The organism is Paracoccaceae bacterium (assembly GCA_033344815.1).
GTDB lineage: Bacteria > Pseudomonadota > Alphaproteobacteria > Rhodobacterales > Rhodobacteraceae > Roseobacter.
Genome location: JAWPMR010000001.1, coordinates 1,048,858 through 1,072,728, shown reverse-complemented (window position 1 = coordinate 1,072,728; position 23,871 = coordinate 1,048,858). Strand labels below are relative to the sequence as shown.

The 23,871-nt window shown below is 56.2% G+C and carries 21 protein-coding genes; 11 read left to right on the top strand and 10 right to left on the bottom strand.

What is annotated here, in order from left to right; genetic code table 11:
- Nucleotides 1-215: 215 nt before the first annotated feature.
- Nucleotides 216-1,121 carry a LysR family transcriptional regulator gene (locus tag R8G34_04960; GenBank protein MDW3222226.1) on the bottom strand — a complete coding sequence of 302 codons (906 nt, stop codon included), beginning with the start codon at nucleotides 1,119-1,121 and terminating at the stop codon, nucleotides 216-218.
- A 174-nt stretch (nucleotides 1,122-1,295) separates the two neighbouring features.
- Here R8G34_04960 and R8G34_04955 point away from each other — a divergent pair, with 174 nt between their 5' ends.
- From R8G34_04955 to R8G34_04910, 10 genes are all read left to right on the top strand, one after another.
- Nucleotides 1,296-4,715, top strand: coding sequence for an indolepyruvate ferredoxin oxidoreductase family protein (locus tag R8G34_04955; GenBank protein MDW3222225.1), 3,420 nt, complete (start codon nucleotides 1,296-1,298; stop codon nucleotides 4,713-4,715).
- A 90-nt stretch (nucleotides 4,716-4,805) separates the two neighbouring features.
- Complete coding sequence (locus tag R8G34_04950) at nucleotides 4,806-5,678, top strand: lysophospholipid acyltransferase family protein (protein MDW3222224.1); 873 nt, start codon at nucleotides 4,806-4,808, stop codon at nucleotides 5,676-5,678.
- A gap of 27 nt (nucleotides 5,679-5,705) precedes the next feature.
- On the top strand, nucleotides 5,706-6,515 hold the full coding sequence (gene murI, locus R8G34_04945; GenBank protein ID MDW3222223.1) for a glutamate racemase: 810 nt from the start codon (nucleotides 5,706-5,708) through the stop codon (nucleotides 6,513-6,515).
- A gap of 31 nt (nucleotides 6,516-6,546) precedes the next feature.
- Nucleotides 6,547-7,575, top strand: a complete 1,029-nt coding sequence (gene argC / locus R8G34_04940) for an N-acetyl-gamma-glutamyl-phosphate reductase (protein ID MDW3222222.1) — start codon at nucleotides 6,547-6,549, stop codon at nucleotides 7,573-7,575.
- Between the two features lie 7 nt (nucleotides 7,576-7,582).
- The gene (gene ccmE / locus R8G34_04935; GenBank protein ID MDW3222221.1) at nucleotides 7,583-8,026 is read left to right on the top strand and encodes a cytochrome c maturation protein CcmE; all 444 of its coding nucleotides are present in this window, start codon (nucleotides 7,583-7,585) and stop codon (nucleotides 8,024-8,026) included.
- 80 nt (nucleotides 8,027-8,106) lie between these two features.
- Entirely contained in the window at nucleotides 8,107-8,718 is a 612-nt protein-coding gene (locus tag R8G34_04930; protein ID MDW3222220.1) for a holin-associated N-acetylmuramidase, read from the top strand.
- Nucleotides 8,709-9,299, top strand: coding sequence for a holin family protein (locus R8G34_04925; GenBank protein ID MDW3222219.1), 591 nt, complete (start codon nucleotides 8,709-8,711; stop codon nucleotides 9,297-9,299). Before R8G34_04930 ends, R8G34_04925 begins: the two co-directional genes overlap by 10 nt.
- 58 nt (nucleotides 9,300-9,357) lie before the next feature.
- Nucleotides 9,358-11,322, top strand: a complete 1,965-nt coding sequence (locus R8G34_04920; protein MDW3222218.1) for a heme lyase CcmF/NrfE family subunit — start codon at nucleotides 9,358-9,360, stop codon at nucleotides 11,320-11,322.
- Nucleotides 11,319-11,771, top strand: a complete 453-nt coding sequence (locus R8G34_04915; GenBank protein MDW3222217.1) for a cytochrome c-type biogenesis protein — start codon at nucleotides 11,319-11,321, stop codon at nucleotides 11,769-11,771. Before R8G34_04920 ends, R8G34_04915 begins: the two co-directional genes overlap by 4 nt.
- Before the next feature lie 70 nt (nucleotides 11,772-11,841).
- A complete protein-coding gene (locus R8G34_04910) occupies nucleotides 11,842-12,618 on the top strand; it encodes an enoyl-CoA hydratase-related protein (protein ID MDW3222216.1) in 777 nt (258 codons plus the stop codon).
- Nucleotides 12,619-13,310: 692 nt separating this feature from the next.
- Here R8G34_04910 and gltA read toward each other — a convergent pair.
- Both gltA and gltX read right to left on the bottom strand, forming a co-directional pair.
- The gene (gltA, locus tag R8G34_04905; GenBank protein ID MDW3222215.1) at nucleotides 13,311-14,606 is read right to left on the bottom strand and encodes a citrate synthase; all 1,296 of its coding nucleotides are present in this window, start codon (nucleotides 14,604-14,606) and stop codon (nucleotides 13,311-13,313) included.
- Between the two features lie 85 nt (nucleotides 14,607-14,691).
- Nucleotides 14,692-16,104, bottom strand: a complete 1,413-nt coding sequence (gltX, locus tag R8G34_04900) for a glutamate--tRNA ligase (protein MDW3222214.1) — start codon at nucleotides 16,102-16,104, stop codon at nucleotides 14,692-14,694.
- An 89-nt stretch (nucleotides 16,105-16,193) separates the two neighbouring features.
- On the opposite strand from gltX, the gene R8G34_04895 reads away from it, so the two are divergent.
- Nucleotides 16,194-18,242 (top strand): ComEC/Rec2 family competence protein, encoded by a 2,049-nt coding sequence (locus tag R8G34_04895; protein ID MDW3222213.1) that lies wholly within the window; start codon nucleotides 16,194-16,196, stop codon nucleotides 18,240-18,242.
- Here the strand turns inward: R8G34_04895 and lexA are convergent.
- The 7 genes from lexA to R8G34_04860 form a co-directional block, all read right to left on the bottom strand.
- Complete coding sequence (gene lexA, locus R8G34_04890) at nucleotides 18,236-18,937, bottom strand: transcriptional repressor LexA (GenBank protein MDW3222212.1); 702 nt, start codon at nucleotides 18,935-18,937, stop codon at nucleotides 18,236-18,238. The genes R8G34_04895 and lexA overlap by 7 nt on opposite strands.
- Before the next feature lie 78 nt (nucleotides 18,938-19,015).
- A complete protein-coding gene (locus R8G34_04885) occupies nucleotides 19,016-20,188 on the bottom strand; it encodes a molybdopterin molybdotransferase MoeA (protein MDW3222211.1) in 1,173 nt (390 codons plus the stop codon).
- Nucleotides 20,185-20,664 carry a cyclic pyranopterin monophosphate synthase MoaC gene (gene moaC, locus R8G34_04880; GenBank protein ID MDW3222210.1) on the bottom strand — a complete coding sequence of 160 codons (480 nt, stop codon included), beginning with the start codon at nucleotides 20,662-20,664 and terminating at the stop codon, nucleotides 20,185-20,187. Before moaC ends, R8G34_04885 begins: the two co-directional genes overlap by 4 nt.
- A gap of 1 nt (nucleotide 20,665) precedes the next feature.
- Nucleotides 20,666-21,478, bottom strand: coding sequence for an indole-3-glycerol phosphate synthase TrpC (trpC, locus tag R8G34_04875; GenBank protein MDW3222209.1), 813 nt, complete (start codon nucleotides 21,476-21,478; stop codon nucleotides 20,666-20,668).
- A complete protein-coding gene (locus R8G34_04870; protein MDW3222208.1) occupies nucleotides 21,475-22,146 on the bottom strand; it encodes a uracil-DNA glycosylase in 672 nt (223 codons plus the stop codon). The genes trpC and R8G34_04870 overlap by 4 nt, the downstream gene beginning before the upstream one ends.
- Entirely contained in the window at nucleotides 22,143-23,162 is a 1,020-nt protein-coding gene (trpD, locus tag R8G34_04865; GenBank protein ID MDW3222207.1) for an anthranilate phosphoribosyltransferase, read from the bottom strand. The genes R8G34_04870 and trpD overlap by 4 nt, the downstream gene beginning before the upstream one ends.
- Nucleotides 23,159-23,740, bottom strand: coding sequence for an aminodeoxychorismate/anthranilate synthase component II (locus R8G34_04860; protein MDW3222206.1), 582 nt, complete (start codon nucleotides 23,738-23,740; stop codon nucleotides 23,159-23,161). The genes trpD and R8G34_04860 overlap by 4 nt, the downstream gene beginning before the upstream one ends.
- Nucleotides 23,741-23,871: the final 131 nt, after the last annotated feature.

Sequence of the window (23,871 nt, the reverse complement as noted above, 5' to 3'; positions counted from 1 at the left end):
GGCGGATGATTGCCGTTTGTTTTCGCTTTTTTGACAGCGCCAAAAAAAAGGCCGAGCACAAAGCTCGGCCAAGTCCAACAGGGAGGTGTGAAGGCAGGTGCAAGCACCGGTACCTTCAAGAGATGAAATAGGGGGCAGGTTGCACACGATCAAGGCTGATTTAGGACGAACATCGTCATGCCGGATATGCGTCAGATGCATGGCTGAGCGCGACGTCAGGAGTTTTGCTTATCTCTCAACTGTTTGCGGTAACTTATGATCTCTTCCTGCACGAAGTCCTTGAAAGCAGAAACCCGCTGAGAATGTCGCAACTCCTCTGGATAGGCCAGAAAGACTGGTACGTCGGCCGATTCAAGATCCGGCAAGACCTGAACCAGATCTGGGAAATCCTCAGTGACATAGTCCGGCAGCACGCCGATTCCGAGATTGTTCAGAACGCCCTGCAAGACGCCGTAGTAGTTGTTGACCGTCAGCGTAGAGCGAATCTGATGCGTCATCAGATGTTGGACAAGGTTCAAACCAGCGCCAACCTGATCGCTGTCGGTGTTTTGGCAAATCAGCCGATGTTCCGAGATGTCTTCGATTTGCCTTGGCGTGCCATATTCATCCAGATAATCCGGCGTCGCATAGAGACACATTCGGATCATCATCAGTTTCTTGCGGATGAGATCTGCCTGACTTGGCTCTTTCATACGAATGGCCACATCCGCTTCGCGCATCGGCAAGTCGAGAACGCGCTCTTCCAGCATCAGGTCAATCTTGAGATCAGGATATTGCTCGTAGAGTTTCGGCAAACGAGGGGATAGCCATAATGTGCCAAACCCTGTGGTGGTTGTAACCTTCAATTCACCAAAAACTTCATCTTCGCTGTCACGTATGCGCGCGGAAGCGGTATCCAGCCGCCGTGACATGGCGCTGGTCGCATCAAACAGCAACTCACCCTGCTCCGTCAGTATTAACCCGCGCGCGTGTCGATGAAACAGAGTGGTATTAAGCGATTCTTCGAGACCTCTGACCTGCCTGCTGACCGCAGATTGGGATAGGTTCAGCTTGTCGCCCGCATGGGTCAGCGACCCCGCATCCGCCACAGCGTGAAAAATCCTCAACTTATCCCAGTCCATACCGCTACCCATATCAATCGTTACGCCCCGTGTTAGCGATATCCGCCTTTGAAATACAGTGTTCCATCTTACAAAACCTGCGAAACACGAAAAATTGGGTATACAGGTCAGCTTATGTGACCTATTATCAACTTCGAAACGTGCAACACTGGTTCAGCGCTGGGGAGGCGTCCGATGAGCACTCAGAAAATTTCACTGAACGACCGCTATGATTTGACAAGACAGAACGTTTTGCTCAACGGAACGCAAGCGCTTGTACGGCTGATGTTGATGCAAAAAGCCCTGGATCGGGCACATGGGCTGAATACGGCCGGTCTGGTCACAGGGTACCGCGGATCGCCGCTTGGTGCTGTGGATATGCAGATGGCACGCGCTGAAAAACAATTGACGGAGCATGATGTCGTATTTCAACCAGGCCTGAACGAGGACCTCGCAGCGACAGCTCTGTGGGGCAGTCAACAGGCGGAATTGCGAGGTGAGGGCAAATTCGATGGTGTGTTCGGGCTTTGGTACGGCAAGGGACCGGGCGTAGATCGATCCGGCGATGTGATGCGCCATGCCAATATGGCTGGGACCTCGCCAAATGGCGGTGTGTTAATGGCTATGGGCGATGATCACACGGGCGAAAGCTCCACCGTTTTGCATCAATCGGAATGGGCCATGGTGGATGCCTATATGCCCGTGGTGAGCCCGGCGGGCGTGCAGGAAATTCTCGATTATGGGCTTTATGGGTTTGCGTTGAGCCGTTTTTCCGGCCTTTGGGTGGGTCTCAAGACCATGAAGGATACGGTCGAGGTCACATCTGTTGTGAACGCCGATCTCGCGCGGGCGCAATTTGTACTGCCTGCCCTTGAAATGCCCGAAGGCGGAATGAACATCCGTTTGATTGACACGCCGCATGCTCAGGAAGCGCGGATGATCGATCATAAAAAGCTCGCAGCCGAAGTTTTCAGCCACGCCAATAAGATGGACAAACGCGTCTGGGGCAAAGCGGGCGCGAAAATCGGCTTTGTTGCGGCCGGTAAAAATTGGCTGGATCTCGAACACGCGTTGAGTCTGTTGAACTTTGACGCTGAAGAGGCCGAACGGCTCGGGATCACCACTTATAAGGTCGGGCAAACCTTCCCGCTGGACATGCGCGGGTTTCACGATTGGGCTGAAGGTCTCGATCTGATTGTGGTGGTCGAAGAAAAGCGCAAGCTGCTCGAAGTGCAGATAAAGGAAGCCATTTTCGATGATCGTCGCGGGCGGCGGGTATTTGGCTGGCACAAGGGGGGTGGCGCGGGGTCGATGCATGGGGAAGAATTGTTTCCCACGCGCGGCGCCTTGGATCCGATCATGATTGCCGAAAAACTGGGCGGCATTCTCTTGGAAGAAGGACGCGATACCGAGCGGTTGCGTGCCGGCCTCGCCTTGTTGGATGAAGCGCGCCGGAGCGATAACGCAGAAGAGATCGCGCAAAGGCTGCCATATTTCTGTTCAGGATGTCCGCATAACTCGTCGACCAAGCTTCCCGAAGGGTCCCGCGCTTACGCGGGCATCGGTTGCCACTATATGGTGCAATGGATGGACCGCGAAACGACGGGTTTCACCCATATGGGCGGGGAAGGCGCGAATTGGATTGGCGAAGCACCCTTCTCCAAGCGACCCCATGTCTTTCAGAACATCGGTGATGGCACGTACAACCACTCTGGTGTGCAGGCCATCCGCGCCGCTTTGACCGCCAAGACCAACATCACGTATAAGATTCTATACAACGATGCGGTCGCGATGACGGGTGGCCAAAATAATGACGGCGATCTGGATGCGCCGCGCATTGTCAAAGAACTGCAAGCCATGGGCGTGCCACACATCGCTGTTGTCTATGATGAAAAAGAGGACGTTGATCTGGCCAATTTTGCAGGGGTGGAAACGCACGAAAGAGCGAATTTGCAAACTGTGCAAAAGCGGTTTGCAAATATAGAAGGCGTTTCTGCAATTGTTTATATACAGACCTGCGCCGCTGAAAAACGTCGCCGCCGCAAGCGCGGTCTTTTCTCGGATCCGGACAAGCGGGTCTTTATCAATACAGACGTCTGTGAGGGATGTGGCGATTGCGGGGTGCAATCAAACTGCGTGTCCATCGTCCCAAAAGAAACCGAACTGGGTAGAAAGCGCGCGATCGACCAATCTTCGTGCAACAAGGACTTTAGCTGTGTCAAAGGGTTTTGCCCCTCTTTTGTAACTCTGGAAGGCGCAAAAGTTCGCAAATCCCCAACCACTGACCTGGACATCCCGGACTTGCCCGATCCGGAGTTGCCTAAAATTGATGGCACGTGGAATGTTGTCATTACTGGCGTCGGTGGCACCGGCGTGGTGACCATCGGAGCTGTTATGGCGCAGGCGGCGCACATAGATGGCAAGGGTGCCGGGATGATGGAAATGGCCGGTCTCGCCCAAAAGGGCGGCGCTGTGCACATCCATTGCCGGATCGCGGAAAAACCCCAAGATATCAGCGCAATACGAGTTGCAACGGGTGAAACGGACGCGTTGATCGGAGGGGATCTGGTGGTTTCCGCCGGGGCGAAAACGCTTGGGTTGACGCGCACCGGTCGTACCGGAGCGGTTGTTAATAGCCACGAAATTATCACGGGTGACTTCACGCGCGACACCGAGTTTCAACTGCCAAGCGAACGTTTGTCCCTCGCTCTGGAGGCGCGCCTGAAAGACCGTGTGGACCTCTTTGATGCTTCTGAATTGGCAAAAGCGACCCTCGGAGATTCAATTTTCTCCAACATGATGATCTTCGGCGCGGCGTGGCAGCGCGGTTTGGTCCCACTGTCGCGCGCCGCAATTTCTCAGGCAATTGAGCTGAATGGTGCAGCCGTTGACCGCAACCAACGCGCCTTTGAAATTGGTCGGTGGTCGGTTCTTTTTCCCGAGGACGTGCAGACTATTTTGCAGCCCAATGTTATCAATTTGCCCAAAACGCACGAAGGTCAGATCGCCTTCCGCGCCGATCAATTGAGCGCATATCAAGGCAAAAGGCTTGCAAAACGATATCGGAAGTTCGTGGATAGCGTCGCCGACCAAGAGATCAGGCGGGAAGTCGCGAAATCCTACCATAAGCTTTTGTCTTATAAGGATGAATACGAGGTGGCACGCTTACTTTTGTCAAGCCGCAAAAAGGCACAGGCCGAATTTGATGGCGATTTCAAAATGACCTTTAATCTTGCACCCCCGATGCTGTCGAAAAAAGGTGTGGATGGCCGGCCGATCAAACGTGAATTTGGCCCTTGGTTGGAAAAACCGCTGCGTGTTCTTGCCAAAATGAAATGGCTGCGCGGCACGCCTTTTGATCCCTTTGGATATACGGGTGAAAGGCGCATGGAACGTGCGTTGATAAAACAATACGAACGGGACATGACAGAAGTATTGCCCTTGCTGGATGAAGGAACGCGCGCCGCGATCACTGCTTTGGCCGCCTTGCCGCAGCAAATCAAAGGTTTCGGTCCTGTCAAACAAGCCAATGAGGCGAAAGCTGCAAAATCGCGCGAAGCGTTACTTGCGGTGATCCGTTCAGGGGGCACAACAACGATGCAAGCGGCAGAATAGTCCGTCACGCGGTTGTCATATTGAGGATGCATAAGACGGCCCCCGACACCAGCGACTGCGCGCAGTATCGGGCGCCACCCTGAGGGAATGATGCGATCAAAGACGGCACGTGACATAAGTTATTCTTTTTCGGCGCAGACCAAGGGCGGCCGCGCCTTGATACGTGTGATGGAAAACAGCACGGGTCGATTGCAGTTGATAAAGCGTGCGCATGGCTATGAGGATGAGATCGCTGCGGGGCGCGACTTTTTTGACGTGATGGCAGAAAGATACGGCCTGTCGCTCGAAGTGGTTGCGGGATCTATGGATAATATCCTGCGCGATGGGCCGCTGATTTTGATTGCAAACCACCCCTATGGCATTCTTGACGGTCTGATGATGGGGCAAATTCTGGCACGGGCCCGCGGTGATTATCGAATTCTGGCCAATGCGGTGTTCAGCCAGTCAAAGGACCTTAATCGTCACGTCTTGCCGATCAGTTTTGCAAGCACCAAGGACGCCTTGGCGCTGAACCTTGCGACTCGGAAAACCGCATTGGCTTACCTGAGGAACAATGGTGCAATCGGGGTTTTTCCAGGCGGAACGGTCAGCACAGCCGCGAAACCGTTCTCGCGCCCCATGGATCCGGGGTGGCGGAACTTTACCGCGCGGATGATCGCCAAATCAAGAGCAACGGTCGTGCCGCTTTATTTTGAGGGTCACACCAGTCGGTTGTTTCAGATTGCAAGTCATATGCACGCAACCCTGCGTATGGGTTTGCTGATCAATGAGTTCGGCAAACGCGTTGATATACCGGTCAGAATTTCAATTGGCGCTCCGATTCATCGTGAGGTGCTCGACCCTTTGGCGACAGACAGCAAAGCGATGATGGATTTCCTGCGAAAAGCCACGTATGAGCTTTCTATGGATCCGGAACAGCAATTTGATCTGGGCTACGAATTCGAAAAGCGGCACCGGATTTGATCAGGCGCCCAAAGGGCACTGAAGACGATGGCAATTGGGATATTTGATAGTGGTTTAGGAGGGCTGACCGTCCTCGATGCTGTGCAAAAACGCCTTCCGGATCAGGCATTTGTCTATCTTGCCGACAGCGCGCATGCGCCTTATGGTGTGCGAACGGCTGAGGATATCTTTGATCTGACCTGTGCCGCCGTGGCGCGTTTGTTTGAAGCCGGATGCAGTTTGGTCATTCTGGCGTGCAATACAGCATCGGCGGCTGCCTTGCGGCGCATGCAGGAATCATGGGTGCCGCAGGACAGACGTGTTCTTGGTGTTTTTGTGCCATTGATCGAAGCCATGACGGAGCGGCAATGGGGTGATAATTCTCCCCCGCGCGAAGTTGACGTGAAGCATGTCGCGTTGTTTGCAACGCCGGCAACGGTCGCCAGCCGGGCGTTTCAGCGGGAACTGGCGTTTCGCGCTATTGGCGTAGATGTCGAAGCTCAGGCCTGTGGCGGTGTCGTGGATGCGATTGAGGACGGTGACATGATCCTGGCCGAAGCCCTCGTGCGCAGTCACGTGGACGCATTGCAACGTAAAATGCCCAATCCCGATGCGGCGATATTGGGGTGTACGCATTATCCGCTTATGCAGGAATATTTCCAGAGCGCCCTCGGAGAGGATGTGCGGGTGTTCAGCCAAGCCAGTCTGGTGGCGGACAGCCTTGCGGACTATCTTGCGCGCCATCCTGATATGATAGGTAAGGGCGAGGCGGCGTTTCTGACAACCGGTGACCCGCGCCGCGTCAGCGACCGGGCAACTCAGTTTTTGCGACGACGGATTACATTTCAATCTGCCTGACGCATATCACCCTATCCAAGACGGAATTCACATGACTTATTCAATCGCTATTCTCGGGGCCTCCGGCTATACCGGGGCGGAGCTGATCCGGCTGATAGCCGATCACCCAAACATGAAAATTACGGCTCTAGGAGCCCATTCAAAAGCCGGGCAGACCATTGCTCAGGTTTTCCCACATCTGCGCCACCTGGACTTGCCGGATCTTTTGCAAATTGATGATATTGACTTTGCAAATGTCGATTTGTGCTTTTGCGCCTTGCCGCATAAAACTAGCCAGCAGGTTATTTCTGCGTTGCCTTCCGATCTCAAGGTCGTAGATCTGAGTGCGGATTTCCGGCTGCGTGACCCGGATGAGTACCGGAAGTGGTATGGGAATGATCATGCCGCTGTCGCGCTGCAAAAAGAAGCGGTCTATGGGCTGACCGAGTTCTATCGCGACGAGATCAAGGATGCCCGCCTGGTGGCAGGCACCGGGTGTAACGCCGCAACCGGGCAATTCATTCTGAGGCCCTTGATCACAGCGGGCTGCATTGATCTGGACGATATCATTCTTGATCTGAAATGCGCTGTGTCCGGAGCGGGCCGTAGCCTCAAGGAAAACCTGCTGCATGCAGAACTTTCCGAAGGCTACCACGCCTATGCCGTTGGCGGAAAGCATCGCCATCTTGGAGAGTTTGATCAGGAATTCAGCGTGCTTGCCGGGCGGCCGGTTCATGTGCAGTTCACACCACACCTCGTTCCGGCCAATCGGGGTATTCTTGCAACAGCCTATGTGAAGGCAAACCCTTCCGAGACCCATGATATTCTGGCGTCAGCCTATTCCAGTGAGCCGTTCATCCATGTTCTGCCTTTTGGGGAAACGCCAAGCACGCGACACATAAGAGGTTCGAATTTTTGCCACATCGGCGTTGCAAGTGATCGCATTCCCGGGCGGACGATCATCATCGGCGCGTTGGATAACCTCACGAAAGGATCCAGCGGCCAAGCGTTGCAAAACGCCAATCTCATGCTAAATATCAAGGAGACGGAGGGGCTCATGATGGCGCCTCTTTTTCCATGAGGGTGCTATGAAAAGCCTTAAAAAGCAACGTCGTATTCAGATTATCGCAGTAGCTGCTGTCGCGTTGGCGCTTTCTACTGCGCTAATCGGATATGCCATGCGAGACGGGATCAATTTTTTTCGGGCACCGAGTCAAATTATTGCTGAGCCCCCAGGTCCTGCCGAAGTTTTTCGCATTGGTGGTCTGGTAGAAGAGGGCTCTATCGTCCGCGGCCAGGGAAAAACCATAAAGTTCAGTGTGACCGATGGTGGCGCGGTGATCCCCGTGACCTATACCGGGGTGCTGCCGGACCTGTTTGAAGAGAATCAAGGGATGGTGGGTACAGGAAGCTACATTGACGGTGTTTTTGAAGCTTCTGAAATACTTGCGAAACATGATGAGACCTACATGCCCAAAGAGGTCGTGGACGCTTTGAAGGAACAAGGTGTTTACAAGGGTACCGAAGGGTAGCACCGCACGCTGCTGTCAATTTGAATTAACTTCTTTATGTCCATCTTTGTTGCCGCGACAGGCAAGCAAAGGGGACATGCATGCAAACGGTCAGACAAATCGCGTCCGAGATTGTGGCGCGCGAGGGCGGTTTCGTAAACGACCCGGATGATCCGGGCGGTGCAACTAAATTTGGCGTTACGATCCATACTATGCGCATGTTGGGCATTGATCTTGATCGGGACGGGGCCGTGACCGTTTCGGATGTGCGTGCGCTCGGAAAAGAGCAAGCCATCGAAATATTTGAAAAGCATTACTTCGAAAAGCCATTGATCGCTTTGTTGCCACCGGCCTTACATGCGACAGTTTTTGACATGTACGTGAATGCGGGCAGCAACGCGATCAAGCTTCTGCAACGGCTGCTTTGTGACATGGGACATCGTGTTGCGGTCGACGGTGCGCTTGGCCCGCAGAGCATCGCGGCAACGCAGGCGGCCTATGAGCAGGCGTCCCATTATCTTTCCGATGCTTACGGGATTGCCCGGCGCAATTATTACTTCCGTATTGCGGATCGTCGCGCGGCAAGTCGCAAATACGCACGGACCCGCAAGGGCGGCAAAGGCGGATGGATCAAACGCGCCGAGGAATTCATCGCAACACAATACCACCTGACAGAGCAGCAGTTTCAGCAAAGGGTCTCGGCATGGGTTTGATTACAGGCATTTTGAGCGCCATTTTTGGCAATGGCCGCAATGTGATTACAGAAACGGCGGGGGTGTTTCGCGAGAACGCGGAAGAGGGCGCATCCCGTTCACAGGAATTGCGTCTGGAGGCGATGAAGCAGTTCGCCCAAGAGTTTGAATCCTCCAAAAACGGTTGGTTTGACCGGATGATGGATGGCGTAAACCGTCTGCCGCGCCCTGCCTTGGCGCTCGGAACACTGGGGCTTTTTGTTGCAGCGATGGTTGATCCCATTTGGTTCTCGGCGCGCATGCAAGGCATTGCACTGGTGCCAGAGCCGCTTTGGTGGCTGTTGGGGGTGGTCGTCTCCTTTTACTTTGGCGCGCGCCATCAGATCAAAAGCCAGCAATTTCAGCGCTCCATCGCTCAAACCATGGCAATTGCGCCGCGCGTGATCGAAAACATCACTGCCCTGAACAGCCTGAAACCAACGACGCCGGGACTTGCGGATACGGGGCACGATGCACGCCTGTCCGCCCTTTCTGTGCTGCCAGATGGCAATCCAGCGCTGGCAGATTGGCAAGCCAAAAAACGGCAAACCGCGACAAAGTGATCACCTGAAAAGCGCGATTGTCATTGGACGTTTTCAAGCGGTACCTTATACTTCGCTCATGATTACTGAATTTGGACATTTCGCGTTGATCCTGGCCTTCATCGTCGCCATCGTTCAGACGGTTGTTCCGCTGATCGGGGCGCACAAACGTTGGCCTGCGTGGATGGCGGTGGCAGAACCTGCCGCCACAGCGCAGTTCTGGCTCACGGCTTTTTCGTTCGGGGCGCTGATGTATGCGTTCATTGTCTCTGATTTCAGCCTCCGGCTTGTGACGCTAAACAGTCATTCCGCAAAGCCGATGCTTTACAAAATCAGCGGTACATGGGGCAATCACGAAGGCTCCATGTTGCTTTGGGTGCTCATCGTGACTCTGTTCGGGGCCATGGCGGCGTGGTTTGGTGGAAATTTGCCGCCCACTTTAAGGGCGCGGGTGCTTGCGGTTCAATCGGCCATTGCTGTGGCCTTTTTCGCCTTCATTCTGTTCACATCAAACCCGTTTTTGCGTCTCGCTGTGCCGCCCTTTGACGGTCAGGATTTGAATCCGTTACTTCAGGACCCGGGCTTGGCATTCCATCCACCCTTCCTGTATTTGGGATACGTCGGCCTGAGCATGACATTCAGTTTCGCCGTTGGGGCGCTGCTGGAGGGGCGCGTGGACGCGGCATGGGGCCGCTGGGTGCGACCCTGGACCTTGGCGGCCTGGGTATTTTTGACCATTGGGATCGCGCTGGGCTCCTGGTGGGCTTATTATGAGCTCGGGTGGGGCGGGTTCTGGTTCTGGGACCCGGTGGAGAACGCTTCTTTCATGCCATGGCTCTTGGCTGCCGCCCTGTTACATTCCGCGATTGTTGTGGAAAAACGCGAGGCGCTCAAAAGCTGGACCATCCTGCTCGCCATCCTTGCGTTTGGCTTCTCACTGATTGGCACATTCATTGTGCGCTCCGGCCTTTTGACGTCGGTGCATGCGTTCGCAAATGATCCTGAGCGTGGCGTCTTCATCTTGATGATCTTGGCGTTTTTCATGGGCGGTGCTCTGTTGCTTTTTGCGATACGGGCCAGCACGATGGAAGCGAAAGGTGTCTTCAGCGTCGTTAGCCGCGAAAGCGCCTTGGTGGCCAACAATCTACTTTTGGCGGTATCTTGCTTTGTGGTGTTCGTCGGCACGATGTGGCCGTTGATTGCGGAGATGTTCTTTGATCGCAAACTCAGCGTCGGGCCCCCATTTTTCAACATGGCGTTTTCACCCTTCATGCTGATGCTTGGGCTGATTTTGCCCATCGGATCGGCGATGCCTTGGAAGCGGGCGCGGATGATGCGGGCACTGCGTCCCCTGCGCTATCTCTTTCTATTGGCCGTGGCCATTGGCGGTTTGGTCTTTGCAATGCAATCCGGGCGCACGCTGTTGGGGCCCATCGGCATGTTTCTGGCGGCTTGGGTCATCATGGGTACTGTCGTTGATCTGGCACAACGCACGGGTCGCGGACCTGGACGTTGGGCGCGGTTGACCCGCCTGCCACGTGCTGACTGGGGTAAAGCGATCGCGCATGCAGGTCTCGGCGTCACGATCATGGGCGTTTCTGGCCTGATGGCCTGGCAGCAGGAAGACATCCAGGTGGCGCAGTTCGGCGAACCCTTTGAAGTCGGTGGCTACACGCTGACTTTAAACGATGTGGTCCGCAGCGAGGGGCCTAATTACCTGTCGACCACAGGCTACATTACTCTGTCTCAAGGCGGAGACGTGATTGCACAACTGGAACCGGAAAAACGCATCTATCCGGTGGCCCAGATGCCCACAACAGAAGCGGCAATTGATTATGACCTTGCACGCGACGTCTATGTGGTGATCGGGGACGAACAGGTGGGCGGGGGCTGGGCTGTGCGCACATATATTAAACCTCTGACCAACTGGATCTGGATCGGCTGTGCGCTGATGTCTCTGGGCGGACTGTTCAGCCTTTCAGACCGACGCTTCCGGGTTGCCGCAGGCGCGCGCAACAAAGTCAAAGCGGTGCCCGCGGAATGATCCGCCTTATTCTCATCTTGAGTTTTCTGGCGAGCCCCCTCTGGGCACTTGATCCGTCCGAGATGCTGGAGGACCCCGCCCTTGAGGCGCGCGCACGAGCTTTGGATCATGAATTGCGCTGCGTGGTCTGCCAATCAGAGTCGGTTGCCTCCTCCAATGCCAACTGGGCTGAGGACGCCCGCCGCACCGTGCGCGAGTTGATCGCGGAGGGCTCAACAGATGATCAGGTGATGGATTTCTTTGTGGCGCGCTACGGTGAATTTGTTCTGATGTCGCCCCGCGCCAGTGGGTCAAACTGGTTGCTCTGGGCCGCAGGGCCGTTGATGTTGCTGATCGGGTTGGGTCTTGGAATTGGCTACATCCGCGGTCGGGCAAAGATCTCTGCGCCTCAAGAGGTGGTCTTGTCAGAGGCAGAATCAGCGCGTTTACGAGAAATCATGAAAGAGTGACGTCTCGTTGCTCTTTTTGTGTACCAATGAGTTTGTTAGGACAGGGCGAGCCTGAGAAAGAGGAAGCCACATGGACTATCAAACCCTGATTTGCGAAACAACTGATGGCGTGGCGACGATCACCCTCAACCGGGCGGAAAAGATGAACGCTCTCAGTACGCAGATGCGTGCGGAAATTGCCTATGCGGTTTCCGAAGCTGGCAAAACCGCGCGCGTGGTTGTGCTGACCGGGGCAGGGCGCGCATTTTGCTCGGGACAGGATCTGGGTGATCGGGTGAGCGCGGCTAATCTGGATCTGGAACGCACCCTGCGTGATGAATACGCACCGATGTTGCGCGCCATTACGGATTGCCCGGTGCCGACCATTGCGGCGGTGAATGGTCCTGCAGCAGGGGCCGGGGCGAACCTCGCGCTGGCGGCCGATGTGGTGATTGCGGCGGAAAGCGCCTATTTTCTGCAGGCTTTTGCGCGTATTGGCCTTATCCCCGACGCGGGAGGAACCTATGTTCTGCCCCGAACGATGGGTACCGCCAAAGCAATGGGAGCGGCACTTTTTGCTGATAAAATAACGGCGCGGCAGGCGGATGACTGGGGTTTGATCTGGGAAGCTGTTCCGGACAGTGGTTTCGAGGCACACTGGCGCGCGCGCGCCGACCATCTCGCCCAGGGTCCGACCGCCGCCTATGCGGCCATCAAAAAAGTTATCCGAGGCAGTTGGGATAATTCTCTGGATGAGCAACTGACATTTGAAGCCAAACAGCAAGGCCAATGTGGTAAATCCCGCGACTTCAAGGAGGGCGTTCTGGCCTTTACTGAAAAACGCCAGGCACGTTTTGAGGGGCGCTAAGACTACGCAGGACTGGCGACCAACCTTTCTGCCGACAAAACGTTCTGTGTGATGAATCTGGAACAACCCGCGCACCCAACCACGTTGACCGCTACATAATTGGCCATTGTGGTCTGCAAATTTCGAGACATATCAGAGCGTGTGATGACGGGTGGGGTTTGGGCTCTGTCATGGATAACTGTGATGGTGTCTTCGACCGCATCATCAACGGGAAAAAGGGCCTCTTCAGGCCCCTAATCCATGACGCCATGACAGGCAAATCTCGCGCCAAACACAGGAGGTGAACCTTCGTGCAAAGTGCATCATATCCCATTTGCCTGCACCACGGCGCCAACCGAGAAAGCCAGATCTGGTACAGGCCCTGTTCAGGTGTTTCGCGCCAGATTTCAAATGGGTGCTCGCGGTCAGTGCGATACACGGGAGCCTGTGTGCATTTCTTTGGCATTTCATGACCGTAAAAAGGCACCGCGGCAAGGGGACAAGGAAACCGCGCTATTGAAGGCATGCGCGACACTGTGACCAGCGGATAAGATTTTTCGCCCGTTGAACCGAGACCAGTTCAAGGCGAGCCTCTTTGTAAAAAATACGCCAGCACCACCGCGGGTCAGACACGGCAAATGCGATTCGCTGCAAATCGGTGTCTTCCCGGACCGAGAGCGGCGCACCACTGAGGCGCGCGCGCCATTTGGAGATCAGCGGTTTTCAATATCCACGTAGTCACGCGCGGTGCTGCCGAGATAAAGCTGACGGGGGCGACCGATTTTATTCTGTGGATCAGCGATCATTTCTTTCCACTGGGAAATCCACCCGACAGTCCGGCTCAGCGCAAAGATGGGCGTGAACATGGAGGTCGGGAATCCCATCGCTTCAAGGATGATGCCGGAATAGAAATCCACATTCGGGAACAGCTTTTTGTCGGCAAAATAGGGATCGGCAAGGGCTGCGGCTTCGAGTTCCTTTGCGACTTGCAAAATGGGGTTATCCTCAACGCCCAACAGATCCAGGACTTCATCGGCGGATTGCTTCATCACTTTCGCGCGCGGGTCAAAGTTCTTGTAGACCCGGTGGCCAAAACCCATCAGGCGGAAAGGATCATTCTTGTCCTTGGCCCGTGCGATGAATTCAGGAATGCGGTCTGGCGTACCGATCTCGTTCAGCATCTCAAGACAGGCCTGATTTGCCCCCCCATGCGCGGGCCCCCAAAGGCACGCCACGCCCGCTGCGATACAGGCAAAGGGGTTGGCACCGGAGGATGAGGCCAAGCGCACAGTCGATGTGGATGCGTTCTGCTCATGGTCTGCGTGCAGGGTGAAAATGCGGTCCATGGCGCGGCTGAGGATCGGGTTGACCTCGTAGTCCTCGGCCGGCACCGCAAAACACATGCGCAGGAAATTGGAGGCATAATCCAGATCGTTGCGCGGATAGACGAAAGGCTGACCAATCGAGTATTTGTAGGCCCAGGCCGCGATGGTGGGCATCTTGGCAATCAGGCGGTGGCTTGCGATCTCTCGCTGATGCGGGTCGGTGATATCTGTGCTGTCGTGGTAGAAGGCCGACATTGCCCCGACGACACCCACCACGATCGCCATCGGATGCGCGTCGCGGCGGAACCCGCGGAAGAAGTTCTGCATCTGCTCGTGAAGCATCGTGTGGTGCGTGATGTGATGTTCAAATTCCTCAAGTTGCGCGCCGGAGGGCAACTCGCCGTAAAGCAGCAGATAACACACCTCAAGGTAGTGCGAATTGCTGGCCAGCTGGTCGATCGGATAACCCCGGTGCAGCAATTCGCCCTTGTCACCGTCAATGAAGGTGATGGTGCTGTCACAGCTGGCCGTGGAGGTGAAGCCCGGATCATAAGTGAACACGCCTGCTTGGGCATATAGTTTACGGATATCCACCACATCCGGTCCCGCCGTCGGGGAGAAAATCGGCAGATCAAAGTCCTTGCCGTCAATGCTCAGCTTTGCGGATTTTGTGCTTTCAGCCATGAGTGGTCCTTCCTGTTATTTCTGCGGGCGCACCCGGTATTCAGCCCGTGATGCATTGCGCATCCAGCCAACAATTTGCGCAAGCTTATTGTCCTGCGTCCTGTGCTGCCTCTGTCAAACGTGCGAGGGTTTCATCCCTGCCCAGAACCAGCATCATATCGAAAACCGAAGGTGTCACGGCCCGCCCTGCCAGCGCAGAACGCAGCGGCCCGGCGAGTTTGCCGAACTTGGTCTCTTTGCTCTGTGCAAAACGGTTCAGGATACCCTCCAGATTTTCTCTGTCCCAGCTATCAGTTTGCAACTGCGGCGTCAATTCTCTCAGCATACCACGGGATACCGTATCCAGGTTTTTTGCGGCTTTCTCATCTTGTTGTATCGGACGAGAGGTCAGCGCAAACTGTGCTTTATCAAGGAGTTCGGGAAATGTTTTTGCCCGCTCTTTGATAAAGGGCAGGGCGCGTAACAGCATGTCGGATTGTTCCTGCCCCAAGGCTGGCAGCCCTGAAGCTTCCAGATATAGCGCTATTTCATGCTGCAGCGCGGCATCATCCGCATGGGCGATATGGCGTCCGGACAGGTTTTCCAGTTTCTTGAAATCAAAACGTGCCGGGCTTTTCCCGATACCGGACAAATCGAACCACTCCAATGCCTGTGCATCCGTAAAGTATTCGTTGTCCCCGTGGCTCCATCCCAGACGGGCCAGATAGTTGCGCATGCCCGCCGCCGGATACCCCATGGTCTGATATTCCTGCGCGCCCAGAGCGCCGTGTCGTTTCGACAGTTTTTTCCCGTCAGGCCCGTGGATCAGCGGGATATGGGCCCAGACCGGAACGTCCCAGCCCATGGCCTCATAGATCATCATCTGGCGCGCCGCATTGTTGAGGTGGTCATCCCCGCGGATCACATGGGTCACGCCCATATCATGGTCATCTACAACAACAGCCAACATATAAACGGGCGTGCCATCGGAGCGTAACAGAACCATGTCATCAAGTTGGTCGTTGCGGATGGTTACATTGCCCTGAACCTGATCCTGTATCACGGTTTGTCCGGTTTGCGGCGCTTTGATGCGGATCACAAATGGGGCGTCGGGATGGGTATCAGGGTCGGCAGTTCGCCAAGGCGAGCGGAAGAGGGTGCTTTGCCCCGCAGCGCGGGCTGCTTCACGAAACGCTGCGATCTCATCCTGGGTTGCATAACATTTGTACGCTTTGCCCGCCGCCAGCAATTCATGCGCCACTGCCGCGTGGCGCTCAGCATTTTCAAACTGGCTGACGCTCTCGCCGTCGTGATCCAGTCCGAGCCACGCCATCCCCTGCAAAATCGCGTCGGTGGCCTCCGGGGTCGAGCGCGCCCGATCTGTGTCTTCAATCCGCAGCAGAAATTTGCCATTGCGTCCACGCGCATAGAGCCAGTTGAACAACGCCGTGCGCGCGCCGCCGATATGCAGATACCCGGTGGGCGAAGGGGCGAAACGAGTGACGACGGGCGCTGACATGCTTGCATTTACCTTTCAGTAACCATGAGGGGCGTAAATCTAGAACGTCTGTCTATCCAGTGCAGTGAACGGGGGCAAGGAGGTGCTGCGTGATACAAATCCGGGCCATCCTGCTTGACCAGCGCGGCGCGCTTTTCGAGTGGATCCCCATTTGTCTTGCGATCGGCATTGGCTGGTACTTCCTGTTGCGTTTTGAACCCTCAGCTGTGTTCCTGGCAGGTGTTGGCATTCTGGCTGTCACGCTTTTGATCCTGACACGTTGGCTTGGCGAGGCGCTAAGCCCCGTTTTGATAGCAATAGTGTTGATCGCCACCGGATTTGTGCTGGCGGCCTACCGCGCGCATGATGTGGCGAGCCCTGTTATGAGTTGGCGGTATTACGGCCCGGTTGAGGGGCGCATCGTCAACATTGATCGCAGTGGTTCGGATGCGCTGCGCCTGACCCTCGATCAAGTGGTGCTGGAACGCACGGCACCTGAACGTACGCCCGAACGGGTGCGCATTTCTCTGCACGGTGATCAAAGTCTGAGCATCAAACCAACTCCGGGATTGCGTGTGTTCACAACGGCGCATGTCTCACCTCCGGGCGGGCCAGTGGAGCCAGGGGGCTTTGATTTCCAACGCCACGCCTGGTTTGGTCAACTAGGTGGCGTCGGCTATTCCCGCGTGCCCCTTTTGGCGATTTCCCTGCCAGAAAAAGGCCGGTTCGACCTGTTGATTTTTCGCGTCCGGATGGCGGTTGCATCGCGCATGCTGGAAATCCTCCCCGGTGACGTTGGCGGCGTGGCAGTCGCGGTTACAACGGGGTCGCGCAGCGCGATCAGTCGGGAAACGCTTGATGACCTGCGCGCCAGCAACCTCGCGCATCTGTTGGCGATATCCGGATTACACATGGGTCTTCTGACCGGTTTTGTATTTGCCTTATTGCGGATTTCGATTGCATTGATCCCGCCCCTGGCCTTGCGTGTTCCTGCGCGCAAAATGGCAGCGGCGGGTTCTTTGATCGTGGCTTGTTGCTACCTCGCCCTGTCGGGCGGCAATGTGGCGACTGAACGTGCCTTCATCATGGTTGCAGTGGCCCTTACTGCCATCATGCTGAACCGCCGTGCTATCAGCCTGCGCGCCGTCGCAATTGCGGCGACAATCGTTCTGTTTCTGAGGCCCGAAGCGCTGCTGGGCCCAGGTTTTCAAATGTCTTTTGCCGCCACAACGGCATTGGTTACGGTCTTCGGCTACATGCGCGATCACCAGATTTCAATGGGGCCCAATTGGGCAAAACCCGTGGTCGCCGTCCTGATTTCATCGGGTGTTGCAGGCATCGCAACCGCCCCCATTGGTGCTGCGCATTTCAATGCGCTGTCGCACTATGGTTTGCTGGCCAATCTGACCTCCGTGCCGATGATGGGAACCGTTGTCATTCCGGCGGCGGTTTTGGCCGCTTTGCTTGCGCCTTTCGGGCTCGACTGGATCGGCCTCTGGATCATGGGGCTGGGGTTGCGCTGGATCCTCGAGGTTAGCACGTTTGTGGCCGGTTTGGACGGCGCGCGCTCTTTTGTACATGGACCGGGGGTTGCGGTTTTACCGATGATCGCATTGGGGTTTTTGTGGCTGTGCCTGTGGCAAGGGCGCACGCGGTTGATGGGCGTGATACCGGTTTTGGCGGCGTTCTGGCTCTGGGTGACTTCGGATCGCCCCATCGGATTGATTGCCGAAAATGGCACGCTGGTTGGCATCATGACTGGGGAGGGACGCGCCCTGAGCAAAGCGAAAGGGGCAGGATTTGTTGCGCAGAACTGGCTGGAAAACGATGGCGAGATGACCGATCAATTCACGGCATCCGAGCGGTGGCCAGACACGCGCATCGCGGCGTTGCCCGGGGGCATTAGCGTCATGCATCTGGCCGGTAAAAAAGCGGTAGCGGGGTTTGAGGGGTGCTCAGAAGGCCAGATCATTGTCGCAAACCTGAACCTACCCAAAACAGCATCGGGATGCATGCTGTTTGACCCGGCGCGCCTGAAGAACATGGGGGCTGTCGCCATCACCACTGGAAAAAACGGAATCCGTCTGACATCTGTCCGCGATGTAACGGGTGACCGGCTCTGGACGCCGTGGCACGCACGCGGTTTTCCGCGTCAATAAGTGCGGATAAGTCCCACCAGCTTACCTTGTACCTTGACCTGATCGTCCTTGAAGATGCGGGTTTCATAAGCTGGGTTTGCGGCCTCCAGCGCGATGCTCTGACCCTTGCGCATATAGCGTTTCAGCGTGGCCTCATGATCTTCGACGAGGGCCACGACGATGTCGCCGTTGTCGGCTACGCTGGTTTCCTTGATCACCACCACGTCGCCGTCATTGATACCGGCTTCGATCATGGAATCTCCGCGCACTTCCAGGGCGTAATGTTCTCCTGATCCCGACAACATCTGACTTGGCACCGCGACGTTGTGGGATTGTTGATTAATCGCCTCAATCGGAACACCCGCGGCAATCCGCCCCATCAACGGCAGTTCGATAGCAAAGGCGCTGGTGACAGATTGTGCACCCGCAGGTTTTGGCGCATCCGGTTTGTCGCCTTCAATGATGCGCGGGTTGAACCCGCTTGTGGGGTTACCGCCAAGGCTTTCAGGCAGCTTCACGATTTCTATGGCCCGAGCCCGGTGGGCGAGACGACGGATAAATCCACGCTCTTCCAAGGCTGTGATCAGCCGATGAATTCCCGATTTGGAGCGCAGATCGAGCGCTTCCTTCATTTCATCAAAGCTGGGCGGTACACCATCACGCTGCATGCGCTTTTGAATGAACTCCAGCAAATCCAACTGCTTCTTGGTGAGCATCTTTTGGTCCCTCCGACGCCTGAATTTGCGTTTGTTCTAGTGATGTTCCCGTTTTGTGTCAACGCTTTCTAAAGGATTTCACAAAGGCAGGTATGACACGCTCTCACCGGTTTCGCGGGCCGGATCATGAGGCGCGCGCACCAAAAGCGCGTTGGAATCGGCGAGAACTGTCAAAAGCGAGCTGTCCTGTCGGTCAAAAGCGCGTAACCCATCAGGCGTTACCTTGGCACGCATGTAATGCTCTCGCGGCCCGTTCTTGGGCAAGGTTGCGGCGAGTTGCGTTACCATTCTTGGGGCTGCACCAGCGGGGAGGCCCAACATTGCGCGCACTACAGGGGCCACAAAAATGAGGCCGCACACCAAGGCCGAGACTGGATTTCCCGGCAAGCCAATCATTGGCACATCGTTCAAACGACCCGCCATCAGCGGCTTACCCGGACGCATGGCAACCTTGTAAAAGGATTGTTTCATGCCGAGGTCGGCGGCCACGGGTGCGACCAGATCATGGTCTCCAACCGATGCGCCGCCAATGGTCACAATCAGGTCGGCAGAAGCGGCGAGTGCAAACGCCGTCTTGAGCGATGCGACAGTATCGCGCGCGATCGGGATCATGCGGGTCTCAGCGCCAAGGGCTTCCAGCTGCGCGGCCAGCCCGAAAGAATTGGAGGCGATGATCTGATCTGGTCCCGGGGTCTCGCCGGGCATGACCAATTCATCTCCGGTCGCCATGATGGCGACGATGGGACGACGCGTGACAGGCACCTCAGCAATATTCATGGCGGCCAGCAACGCCACATCCGGGGCCCCCAACCGGCGCGGGGCCTCAATCTTGTCGCCCACCTTAAAATCACCACCCGCCGGTCGAACGTTGTCCTTTGTGTCCATGTCACGGTTCAAGGTGATCACATCGCCGCGCCGCGTGACATCTTCCTGAATCACAACGAAATCAGCCTCTTGCGGCATCGGAGCGCCGGTGAATATCCGCGTGCATTGGCCGGGGCCCAACTTGCCCTGATAGCTGTGACCCGCGGCGGCCTCTCCGACGACTTTGAGCATTGCGTCCGGTTCAGCCTCTGAGCGGCGCATCGCGTAACCATCCATGGAGGCCGCATGAAAGGGGGGCTGCGTGCGGGCCGCCACCCCGTCGCGCGCAAGGATCCGACCTGACGCGCGGCGCAGCGGCACAGTTTCGATGTCGAGAGGCTTCACGAGCTCGAACAAGTGATCCAGCGCCTGCGCGACCGTGATCATTGCGCCTCAAACCGACCGGATTTACCGCCATCTTTAAGAACAACACGCAGTTCATTGATTTGCATGGTTTTATCGACAGCCTTGGACATGTCAAAGACCGTCAAAGCGGCGACTGAGGCTGCCGTCAGCGCTTCCATTTCGACACCGGTCTGGCCCGTGGTTTTGACGGTTGCCTCGATGTGAAACCCCGGTAAGTCCCTATCTGCGGTGAACGCGACTCCGATCTTCGTGATCGGCAAAGGATGGCACAGCGGAATCAAGTCAGATGTACGTTTTGCCGCCATGATGCCGGCCAGACGCGCGACCCCCAGAACGTCACCCTTTTTTGCGCGACCTTTTGTAATGATATCAAACGTTTCAGGCTTCATCCTGATGTGGCATTGCGCAACGGCGATCCGATCCGTTACCGGCTTGTCGCCCACATCGACCATATGGGCGTCGCCCTTGCTGTCAAAATGCGTCAGCTTCCCGGTCATCTTACATGCCTCCGGCGGTCATCGGATTTGCGAGTAAGTCTCGCGTCGCCTGTTCGACGTTTTGCTGACGCATCAGGCTTTCCCCGATCAGGAAAATGCGTGCGCCATATCGCGCCATATCGGCAAGATCTTCCGCTGTGCTCAGACCGGATTCAGCAACAATCAACCGATCCGCAGGCACGTCACGTGACAGCCTGCGCGTGGTATCAAGCGACGTCTCGAAGGTCTTTAAATTGCGATTGTTGATCCCGATCATGCGGCTCTTGAGATGGCTTGCGCGTTGCAATTCAATGCCGTCATGCACTTCGATCAAGGCATCCATGCCCCATTCCGTTGCCGCCTCTTCCAGATCGCTGGCCTGATCATCGCTCACCGATGCCATAATGATCAAGATGCAATCCGCCCCCATGGCGCGTGCCTCGGCTACCTGATAGGTGTCGTACATGAAATCCTTGCGCAATACCGGCAAATCGCAGGCCGCACGGGCGGCAACGAGGTAGTTCTTTGCGCCTTGGAAACTGGGCGTATCTGTCAAGACGGACAGGCAGGTCGCCCCTCCATCTGCATAGGCTTTGGCCAGGGACTCCGGGTCAAAATCGGGCCGGATCAGACCCTTGGACGGGCTTGCTTTTTTAATTTCAGCGATGAGCCCGTAGCCTTCCAACGTGGCATGGTGAACAGCATCTGCAAACGGTCTTACCGGCGGTGCCTCGCGTGCCTCTGCCTCAATTTCCACCAGAGGTTTTGCAATTTTATCTGCGGCAACTTCGTCCAGCTTGTAGGCTTTGATTTTTTCAAGAATGGTTTCGGTCATGGGATCTCCGGCGCGTTCGCCCAGTTTATGGCCTGCGCGCCGCGCGCCTGCAACCACACATTGACCCGGCTGAACGGTCTGGATCCAAAAAAACCGCGCCGGGCAGAGAGCGGGGAGGGATGCGACGTTTCGATCTTGAGATTTTGCTCTGCATCTACGTCTCGGGCTGTCTTATGGGCGTCGGCTCCCCAAAGCAGGTAGGCGCGCGGGTGGTCTGCCAATCGGTTCAGGATTTGGCCTGTCAGGATTTGCCACCCCAGTTTTTCATGTCCCTTGGCTTCGCCAGCCGGGACAGTCAGGATGGTGTTGAGCAGCAAGACACCTTGATCTGCCCAAAATTCCAGATTGGCACTCACAGGGGCTGCACCCAGATCACTTTGCATTTCCTTGAAAATATTTCCCAGCGATCTGGGCAGCGGTCGCACATCCGCCTCGGCAGAAAATGCCAACCCATGCGCGTGTCCCGGTGTCGGATAGGGGTCCTGACCTAGAATAACGACCTTGACGTCACAAGGTTGCGCGCGTTCCAAGGCACGAAACACCTTGCCAGGCGGAGGCAATACCTGACGTGTTTCTGTGGCTAACTGCGCTTCTATGTTGGGCCATTGGGTCGCAAAAAACGGCAGATCTGCCCAAGCGCCGAGAGATCGCAGACTGTATTCGCTCACGCTGCTTGGGTGATTTCTGCGACAGCAGCGATCTTGTCACGCGCGGCACCGCTGTCGATGGCTGCGGCGGCGCGCTCGACGCCTTCCCTCAGGGTGGAAACCGCATCCGCCACCAAAAGTGCAGCTGCCGCATTCAACAAAACCGCATCGCGATAAGCCGAAAGCTCACCATCCAACAATGCATTGAAGTCACGTGCATTTTCCTCTGGCGTCCCGCCGATGATGTCCTCGAAAGGGTGCACTGGCAAACCGGCATCTTCCGGGTGGATTTCGATATTGGAAATCGATCCATCCAGATCCAGCGCACTGACCCAGGAAACGCCCGTGATGGTCAGTTCATCCGTGCCATCAGAGCCATGCACCAGCCAGGCTTTCTCGGATCCCAATGCCGCGAGTGTTTCGGCCATAGGCTGGATCAGGTCACGCGAAAACGCACCTGTGAGCTGTCGTTTGACCCCCGCAGGGTTTGTCAAAGGCCCCAAGATATTGAAAATCGTGCGGGTTCCCAGTTCTGCCCGCGTCGGCATCACATGGGCAATCGCCGGGTGATGCATCGGTGCCATCATGAAGCCGATCCCGGCCTCAGCCAGAGCCCTTTCCACGGTTTCCGGGCCAACCATGACATTCAATCCCATCTGTGTCAGCGCATCTGCTGCGCCGGATTTTGAACTCAGGTTGCGATTGCCGTGTTTGGCCACGACCACGCCTGCGCCTGCGACGACAAAGGCTGTGGCGGTGGAGATGTTCAGGGTGCCCTTGCCGTCACCGCCTGTGCCCACGATGTCCATCGCCCCTTCGGGCGCACGCACGGCATGGCATTTCGCGCGCATGACAGCCGCGGCGGCGGCATATTCGTCGACCGTTTCCCCACGCGTGCGCAACGCCATCAGCAAGCCACCGATCTGGCTGGGCGTGGCTTCGCCCTCAAAGAGGATTGCGAATGCCATTTCCGCTTGTTCTTTGGTCAAAGGGCCGGTTGCGGCCGCCCCGATCAGCGGTTTCAGCGCGTCACTCATGCCGCAACCTTCATTTCGTTCAGAAAGTTTTGCAAAAGCGCATGGCCGTGCTCTGACCGGATTGATTCCGGATGGAATTGTACGCCGTGGATGGGGAGTTCCCGGTGCTGAAGTCCCATGATCGTTCCGTCCGCCAGATCGGCGGTGATCTCAAGGCTGTCGGGCAATGTGGCGCGATCCACCGTCAGCGAATGATAGCGCGTAGCGGCGAAGGGGGTTGGCAGCCCGGCAAACAGCCCCTTACCACTATGGTCGATATGCCCCATTTTGCCGTGCACGATGTCTTTTGCCTGAACGACCTTGCCGCCGAACGTCTGTCCAATGGTCTGATGTCCCAGACAAACCCCCATCAAGGGCGTGCGGGTTTCCGCCGCTGCTTGCGTAATCGCAAGGCAAATTCCTGCCTGATCCGGATCGCAAGGTCCGGGGGACAGCAAAATGCCAGCAGGGTTCATGGCCATGGCTTGTTGCACATCCAGCGCGTCATTACGATGAACGACGACTTCCGCCCCGAGACTGCCCAGATAGTGCAACAGGTTGTAGGTAAAACTGTCGTAATTGTCGATCAGCAGCAGCATGTCCATTACTTCGAATTCGGGGCTGGAGCAGGAAGGCTCTAGCACGGTATATGTGTTGCATACATGTTCAGGCTTGCAAGGCTGCGTCAAGGGGCGCAAACACGTGCAAAAGGTCAGGGCATGACCGGGAT